The sequence below is a fragment of the Ensifer sp. 2TAB8 genome (assembly GCF_052115125.1).
Lineage (GTDB): Bacteria > Pseudomonadota > Alphaproteobacteria > Rhizobiales > Rhizobiaceae > Ensifer.
On sequence record NZ_JBFRGB010000070.1, the window covers coordinates 1 to 1,055 of the forward strand.

Consider the following 1,055-nt stretch of genomic DNA (forward strand, 5'->3'; position numbering starts at 1 on the left):
GCGTCCTCGCGGCAACAATGGCTCGATCCGAGCCCACTCCGCATCGCTCAACCAGGTCAACTGCCGCGGCAACAATGGCTCGATCCGAGCCCACTCCGCATCGCTCAACCAGGTCAACTGCCGCTGCTTCATCAAGGCCTCCAACTCCAAGACCTTGAATCACAATTTGGCAGAACCCGGAATCCCTATTGAGTACAGACCCTAGGCCGGTGATGGAATTGAGCGTGTTGAAGAGAAAATGCGGATTTATCTGATATTGCAAAGCGCGCATCTGCGCCGCCAAGGCCTCTTCGCGCGAGGCAATCAGTTTCAGATCCCGGTCGCGGACGTCCATGTGATTGAGCAGTGCGACAAAGAGGAATGACCAGCCAAAGAAGATCGACATGCGGTAACAGACCGCATAGCCGTAATCCATGATATTGAACGGCACGACCGCGGGCGACATGATCACCGTGTAGAGGTAGTAGTCGAGCAGGGACATCCCGAGCGAACTGATCAGGGAAAGCAGCAGGCACACGAAGATTTGCGTGGCGTAGCGATGCTTTCTCATTCGGCTGAGCAAGAGCGCAAACAGAATGGCCAGAACGACAAAGACCGCTTCGAGCACGAGCTTTCCGAGGAACGGCTTGAGCGGATTGTCACCGATTGTGAGCCAGATCGGACTGCTGATCAGCAACTCGGCAGCCGCATAGATCAAGGCCAGGCGCAGGGTCGTCGCGGGAAATCGACGTCCATCCAGGAAGCTGTCGGTCGGAATGGTGAAGTGCTTCATGCAAACCCTGTCATGCTGATTTCAGACGGCCATGTCCGAGCGATTGTGTCGCCGGGAGGACAAAGTGGTGGGGCTATTTGAAAGTGCAAACAAGGAAATTTGGCAACTAAAAGGATCAGCAAGCGACTTCAGCCCGCGCGAAGATTGCGTCCGCGTAGCGGGGGATTGGGACGTGGTCTGCGATGGTGGGCGCGCTGATCCTGGCCCGGATGACGGACGATGCGGCTCTGTCAGACGAGATCCTTGCGCAGACGCGGACGTGGCTTTCGGGTTCGGATCGTTC

1 protein-coding gene and 1 pseudogene are annotated in these 1,055 nt (G+C 56.8%); one reads left to right on the forward strand and one right to left on the reverse strand.

Features of this window, described 5'->3' with window-relative positions; all coding sequences use genetic code 11:
- On the reverse strand, nt 1–772 hold a 772-nt coding region (locus AB4Z53_RS35350), incomplete at its 3' end, for a histidine kinase (protein WP_441600083.1).
- Nucleotides 773–936: 164 nt separating this feature from the next.
- On the opposite strand from AB4Z53_RS35350, the pseudogene AB4Z53_RS35355 reads away from it, so the two are divergent.
- A pseudogene (locus AB4Z53_RS35355) lies at nt 937–1,055 on the forward strand (TetR/AcrR family transcriptional regulator); the annotation flags it as partial.